Origin of the sequence: Dapis brunnea BLCC-M229 (genome assembly GCF_050015995.1) — a bacterium.
GTDB lineage: Bacteria > Cyanobacteriota > Cyanobacteriia > Cyanobacteriales > Microcoleaceae > Trichodesmium.
On record NZ_JBNHEP010000031.1, the window covers coordinates 1 to 6,157 of the forward strand.

Genomic DNA, 6,157 nt, shown 5'->3' on the forward strand with positions numbered 1-6,157 from the left:
TGTCAGGTGTAGGTTTAACTACTTCCGGTATTGGCATGGGAATGTCAGGTGTAGGCATGAGTATGTCAGGTGTAGGTTTAACTGCTTCTGGGGTAGGCATGGGAATGTCAGGTGTAGGCATGAGTATGTCGGGAGTAGGTTTAACTGCTTCCGGTATTGGTATGAGTATGTCGGGAGTAGGCATGAACATGTCTGGTGTTGCTGCCTCCATGCCACCAGTTCGTCCCCGCAAGTTTTGGTTAGTTGCTGATGCCGAACTTATTATCCACGGTGCAACTGAACCTGATGCTACTGTTACCATCGGTGGACGACCCATTAAACTTAACCCTGATGGTACATTCCGCTTCCAGATGGCTTTCCCTGATGGTTTGATTGATTACCCAATCATGGCAGTAGCAGTTGATGGTGAACAAAACCGCTCTATTCACATGAAGTTCACTCGTGAAACTCCAGAGCGTCGCACCAATACTAAAGAAGAAGCTGTCCTAGAATGGATGAGCTAAAAATTTAGTAGTTGATTTATTCAGGACTAGAACAAGTAGCGATCGCGATGCGGAGCATTATCGCTCATTCCTATTAGCTAAAGAACCCCCGGACTTTAACCGGGGGTTTATCATTGGATTAGTTGAATATGTCAATTTTTACTCTCACCAGTACAGTCTTTTAGCTAAAAAATTAAATAATCGTTTAGCAGCTCCTGACTTAATTTATATACTGATGAATTTATTAGAAATTACTCAAACACTACAAAATATATTCGGAGAATCTGTTGAAACTCCATCACCTACTTCATGGCAAATAGAAACAGATAACTTTCGACTTTTAATTCTCATCTCAGAAGACGAACGTTGGCTGAGAATATTAATACCTATTGCTCCTAAAGAAGATTCTCAACCATTTCTTGAGAAATTACTTGAAGCTAACTTTGATGTGACTTTAGAAACTCGTTATGCCATATATGAAAATGTTCTTTGGGGAGTGTTTCAGTATAATTTTTCTACATTAACAGTGGCAGATTTTAGTGCAGCTATTCAAAGATTACTTTATTTGAAAGAACAAGGTATATCTGGTTATTTTAATGAAGTAATAGAAAATCGGATTTGCCAAGTAATTAAAGCAGCAAAACTCCAAGGACAAACTTTAGAAGCAACTATACAAACTTTAGAACGTTTTTATGTAGAAGGTTTAATGGGAGAAATAGATATGAATTCAGAATACCGGGAAAAAACTTTGGCAGCTTGGCATTATCAGTTAGAGCGTTTATGGTCTGAAGTGGAACCATGAGTTATACTATTTCTCAAAAACTTTTCAACCTATATCTTAAGCCGGGAAGTAGGCGAGTAGTAGGGACGTTGCATGCAACATCCTTAAACATACAGCCCTTCCCGTTGTTATGAGGTACAATAACAGGACTTTTGATGGGGTATTTTTTGCTTGTTCCCCTACTCCCCTACTCCCTAAAACCGTCAATATATGTACCTCATAGCTTTGGAAACTGCTGTAAGAATAATTAACATGCTACTTGCTAATTATCAAAAAGGTTCCATCTGGAGTTTAGACTACGACAAAATTTCCCAAGATTGTTTTGGGTTAAACAAGAAGGTAAATTAACCTAAAATTAAGTCTAAGTTTTCTACTTTTTGGCTTTTTTGGGGGAACTTTTTCGTTTTTTTACTACAGGATAACGGGTTCTTTTACTTCTTACAATACCTGTTTTCCAACCAGTTGATTTTCCACGGGGTTTGGGAGTTTTAGCAGGGGTTCCAATCTCGACTAAAAGTCTGAACATTGATTGTGCCACCCTTCCAGGGCTTAAGTTTTTCTGAGGCTTCTGTCAAGGAAGATGATGTTCTTCAACTATATCTTTAGCTAGCCATAGTTGCCAAGTTAGTAATGGCATTAAATCACTCCATCTTTCACATTGATGAGGTGTACTGAGTGCAGGTAATGTCCAGTGTAATATTTGCTTGATAAATCTTTACCAATGGTCAACAGCGAAGCGTCGTAAATATTTTTTCCAGAGTAATTCTAGAGGGAGTAAATCGAGTTTATATTTATCAATAAAAACTAACCATAAAGGTTTTTGAAGTATCCCTTTTTTATTATTTTTAAGCCTCTCAACTAAAATCAGGGTCATAGGAACTGATGCTGATGAGCGAAAATGTAACTGAGACCATTTTATGACTTTGATTTTACCTAGTTTATCCTCATCTAATTCCACTGTTTCTGTTGAATTCCACCAAGTAGATTGCTCCTGAAGTTTGAATTTATCCCCATGTTTTCTTGGTCGTCCTCGACCACCATATTCTCCAGGCTCACTATATAAACAGCAATTTGAGCGAATTCTCATCAAACAATCTACTTCAATATCTACTATTTGATTAACCCAAGGACTATTACCATATTCACTATAAGCGTAAAGTTGAGATGGGAAATTTTGTACTTTTTCTTACTTGTTTTAATTGCCAAGTAGCTTGACTAATTGGTGTTTCAAAACTACTGCCAAGTTTCATGTCTTAATGGTAATGCCCAACTTCCTTGTTCTTCTAGAATCCAAGCTATGGTGCTATAGCTATGCCCCTCAGTTACTTTTTGAAAGTTCTTGGGTGAATGATGATAACCTCGGTCTTTCAAAGTAGGAGAATCTAATAAGCGGGTAGGCTGTATGATCTATAGCTAGTGGTCTGTCAAACTTATTTTGATGGGTGATGAATTCTTAAAAGTTTTGATTGATAAGCTTTTCAATTTTGAAATACCTATCAATTCAAACTTGACAGACCACTAGAGTCACATATGAGCCATCAGTTACAGGAATTTCTTTAAGGTATAATTCCATTAATTTAGAACGGTTTGGACGACAATCTTGTAAGGATTCATAGGTAGAAGGCCATTGTCTTTGAAATAAAGGTGAAAGAGAAAAATCAGCCAATAAATTGGCTGTTCTAGTAGTTAAAACTGCATCCATTAAATCATAAGTGGAATCCTTAGCAAACCCTAGTAAATTGTAGGTATCAGTCCGAAATTTTTGCAGTCTATGTTATGTTATTATTCATCAGGGAGAGTTATGTTTCTATAGACCTTATTTTCTAGTCAAAAATAAGAAGTAAAAATTTGAGAAAAAGTCTCTAATTTTGAATTAAAGATTGAAAAATGAAGAAAAAAAGAAGCAAGAAACAAAATGGATATTATTTTAATACTTAAACAAGATTATCAAAAATTTCCTGTTGACCAAACCTATAGTATTTATGCAGAAAATGTTTATTTTGAAGACCCACTAAATAAATTTCGAGGTATAGAGCATTATCAAAAAATGATCGGCTTTATGAAAAGTTGGTTTAACGATGTTCAACTGGAATTACACGATATTAGTCGCTCAGGAGATTTAATTAAAACCCGTTGGACACTTAGTTGGACAGCTCCTGTGCCTTGGAAGCCTCGAATGGCAATACCAGGATGGAGTGAATTAAAACTAAATACAGATGGACTGATTAACAGTCATATTGACTATTGGGATATTTCTCGACTAGATGTTTTGAAGCAGCTTTTTCAACTGAAGACTGAAGTAGGTAAATAATTCTTAGCTTAATTGTTCACAATAACAATAAATATAGACATATTGACAAAAAAGCACAATTTTGATCTTAGAAATCTCCTAGATGCTGAAAAAGTCAAAAACCCGCTAAAGTTAAAATATGTAAAAATTTTTCAGAAAAGGTTAAATATTGATGCGGGTAATATTAATGACGGGAAAAGGTGGCGTTGGCAAAACATCAGTGGCTGCCTCGACTGGACTACGTTGTTCTGAATTAGGCCATAAAACTTTGGTTCTCAGCACCGATCCAGCTCACTCCTTAGCAGATAGCTTTGATATGGAAATGAGTCACGAACCTCGGAAGGTTAGGGAAAATCTTTGGGGTGCTGAGTTGGATGCTTTGATGGAACTGGAGGGAAACTGGGGAGCTGTAAAACGTTATATTACTCAAGTTTTGCAGGCGCGGGGTTTGGATGGCGTGCAAGCTGAAGAGTTGGCTATTTTGCCGGGAATGGATGAAATTTTTGGTCTGGTGCGGATGAAGCGCCACTATGATGAGGGGGAATATGATGTTTTAATTATAGATTCTGCTCCGACTGGTACTGCTTTGCGACTTTTGAGTTTGCCAGAAGTGGGGGGTTGGTATATGAGGAAGTTTTATAAGCCTTTGCAGGGAATGTCGGTAGCTTTAAGACCTCTTTTTGAACCTATTTTTAAACCTATTACTGGTTTTTCTTTGCCTGATAAGGAAGTTATGGATGCTCCTTATGAATTTTATGAACAAATTGAGGCTTTGGAAAAGGTTTTAACTGATAATACTAAGACTTCTGTGCGGTTAGTTACTAATCCTGAAAAGATGGTAATTAAGGAGTCTTTACGCGCTCATGCTTATTTAAGTTTGTACAATGTTTCTACAGATTTAGTAGTAGCTAATCGGATTATTCCTGATTCTGTGACTGACCCTTTCTTTAAAAAGTGGAAGGAAAATCAACAGCAATATCGGCAAGAAATTCACGATAATTTTAGACCTTTGCCTGTGAAGGAGGTACCTCTTTATTCTGAGGAAATGTGTGGTTTGGCTGCTTTGGAAAGGTTGAAAGAAACTTTGTATGGAGATGAAGATCCTAGTCAGGTTTACTATAAGGAAAATACTGTTAAGGTAGTGCAAGAGAAGGGTAATTATAATTTGGAATTATATTTGCCTGGAATTCCTAAAGAGAAGATTCAATTGAATAAAACTGGCGATGAGTTGAATATTAGAATTGGTAATCATCGTCGGAATTTAGTTTTGCCTCAAGCTTTAGCAGCGTTGCAACCTGCGGGGGCAAAAATGGAGGATGATTATTTGAAAATTAGGTTTGCTGAAGCAGTAAAAGTTTAGGGTAGTTATTTTGGTGCGGGCAGGTTTTGATTTTTATTTTTTAGGTTGAGAGATAAAATGTATTCTCAAACCTCCCTCACCCATTTTTCATAAGTCAGTTTGCTCAAAAATTATTTTTTATACTTCTATTCTTTTCCATCTATGACTTAAAATAGATTATTCACTTTAACTTGTATTTTGTAGATATAGGCTTAAACTATTACGAAATAGTAATTATGGGGATGATCGACACAGAAGTATATACAACAGAAGCAGCATTTTTACTCAATATCTCAACCGCAAGATTACGACTATTACTGAAACAGGGGCGAGTTGTAGGCTCCCGAAAAGAAGGAAGGTTATGGCTAATACCTCTCAATAATCGAGGAGTCCCAGAAATCATACCCGGTCGTCGCGGTCCTCAAGGAACCTGGAATAAGGCTGAACGTAAAGGAAATACCTTTGTTCATGTTCTCCGAAAGACTATTGACTATAACCGAGATAATGGAACTTCTTATCCAGCAGTTGCAGTTAAAGTGGGAGATAAAAAAGATTATTGCCACGGTCTAAAAATTAAGGGACCCTGCCAAATTATTTATCAACCTCATCAACCCAATAGAAGTCAGGCAGGAGGTGCCCGTCTGTGGATTGAGGTTGAATCACAACATCAAGTAGAACGAATTTATTTTTCAAGAGGAGATTACGGTCCGCCTCCGGAAGTTACTGAGCAGAGGCAAAAGTTTAAAAGAAAGAGGAAAGAAAAAATTCAAAAGTCTTCTCATCACAAGCGTTCGAGAAAATCGAAATCCTAAGCTATTTATCATCAACAACTAAATAGGGTTTGCTGAAAAAGTCTTATTGGTTTGGGTAGGAGTCAGGAGACAGGAGACAGGAGACAGGAGAAATGGGAATTATAGAGTAGGTAGGAGTAATAATTGTCACTCAAATTTTTCCCCCAAGTCTTGTCAAAATTCTCACATTTTTAGCTATTGGTAGCAAAAAACAGGCACTTTTTTCGCACATGCAAAGGCTAAACTCTTTATATGCCAATGTTTTTGGATTTAATCAGCAAGCCCTAAATAAACACCCACGACAACTTTAATAATTGAGAGTGAAAGAAAACTCCGAAGATTTTGCCTGGATTTTTGAGTTCAGACTTTCTCCTCTCGGCAAAGAATTAAGTTGAGAATATTCAATTCATTAGAAGTTAAAACCCATATTCCGCACGTCAAGTTGTAATATTAAAAGTAGTATAAAAAATGGTA

7 protein-coding genes and 1 pseudogene are annotated in these 6,157 nt (G+C 36.8%); 4 read left to right on the plus strand and 4 right to left on the minus strand.

What is annotated here, in order from left to right:
• Window positions 1-316: pseudogene (locus ACP6PM_RS03010) on the minus strand (hypothetical protein); the annotation flags it as partial.
• A gap of 401 nt (window positions 317-717) precedes the next feature.
• On the opposite strand from ACP6PM_RS03010, the gene ACP6PM_RS03015 reads away from it, so the two are divergent.
• Window positions 718-1,284 (plus strand): type III secretion system chaperone family protein, encoded by a 567-nt coding sequence (locus tag ACP6PM_RS03015; protein ID WP_426581726.1) that lies wholly within the window; start codon window positions 718-720, stop codon window positions 1,282-1,284.
• 694 nt (window positions 1,285-1,978) lie between these two features.
• Here the strand turns inward: ACP6PM_RS03015 and ACP6PM_RS03020 are convergent.
• The 3 genes from ACP6PM_RS03020 to ACP6PM_RS03030 form a co-directional block, all read right to left on the minus strand.
• Window positions 1,979-2,350, minus strand: coding sequence for a hypothetical protein (locus ACP6PM_RS03020; protein ID WP_426581728.1), 372 nt, complete (start codon window positions 2,348-2,350; stop codon window positions 1,979-1,981).
• A 146-nt stretch (window positions 2,351-2,496) separates the two neighbouring features.
• Entirely contained in the window at window positions 2,497-2,634 is a 138-nt protein-coding gene (locus tag ACP6PM_RS03025; protein WP_426581729.1) for a hypothetical protein, read from the minus strand.
• Window positions 2,635-2,764: 130 nt separating this feature from the next.
• On the minus strand, window positions 2,765-2,965 hold the full coding sequence (locus ACP6PM_RS03030; RefSeq protein WP_426581731.1) for a hypothetical protein: 201 nt from the start codon (window positions 2,963-2,965) through the stop codon (window positions 2,765-2,767).
• Window positions 2,966-3,178: 213 nt separating this feature from the next.
• Between ACP6PM_RS03030 and ACP6PM_RS03035 the strand changes: the two genes are divergently transcribed.
• The 3 genes from ACP6PM_RS03035 (at window position 3,179) to ACP6PM_RS03045 (ending at window position 5,704) form a co-directional block, all read left to right on the plus strand.
• Entirely contained in the window at window positions 3,179-3,574 is a 396-nt protein-coding gene (locus ACP6PM_RS03035; RefSeq protein ID WP_426581733.1) for a DUF2358 domain-containing protein, read from the plus strand.
• A 151-nt stretch (window positions 3,575-3,725) separates the two neighbouring features.
• The gene (locus ACP6PM_RS03040; RefSeq protein ID WP_426581735.1) at window positions 3,726-4,913 is read left to right on the plus strand and encodes a TRC40/GET3/ArsA family transport-energizing ATPase; all 1,188 of its coding nucleotides are present in this window, start codon (window positions 3,726-3,728) and stop codon (window positions 4,911-4,913) included.
• A 215-nt stretch (window positions 4,914-5,128) separates the two neighbouring features.
• A complete protein-coding gene (locus ACP6PM_RS03045; protein ID WP_426581736.1) occupies window positions 5,129-5,704 on the plus strand; it encodes a hypothetical protein in 576 nt (191 codons plus the stop codon).
• Window positions 5,705-6,157 lie beyond the last annotated feature (453 nt).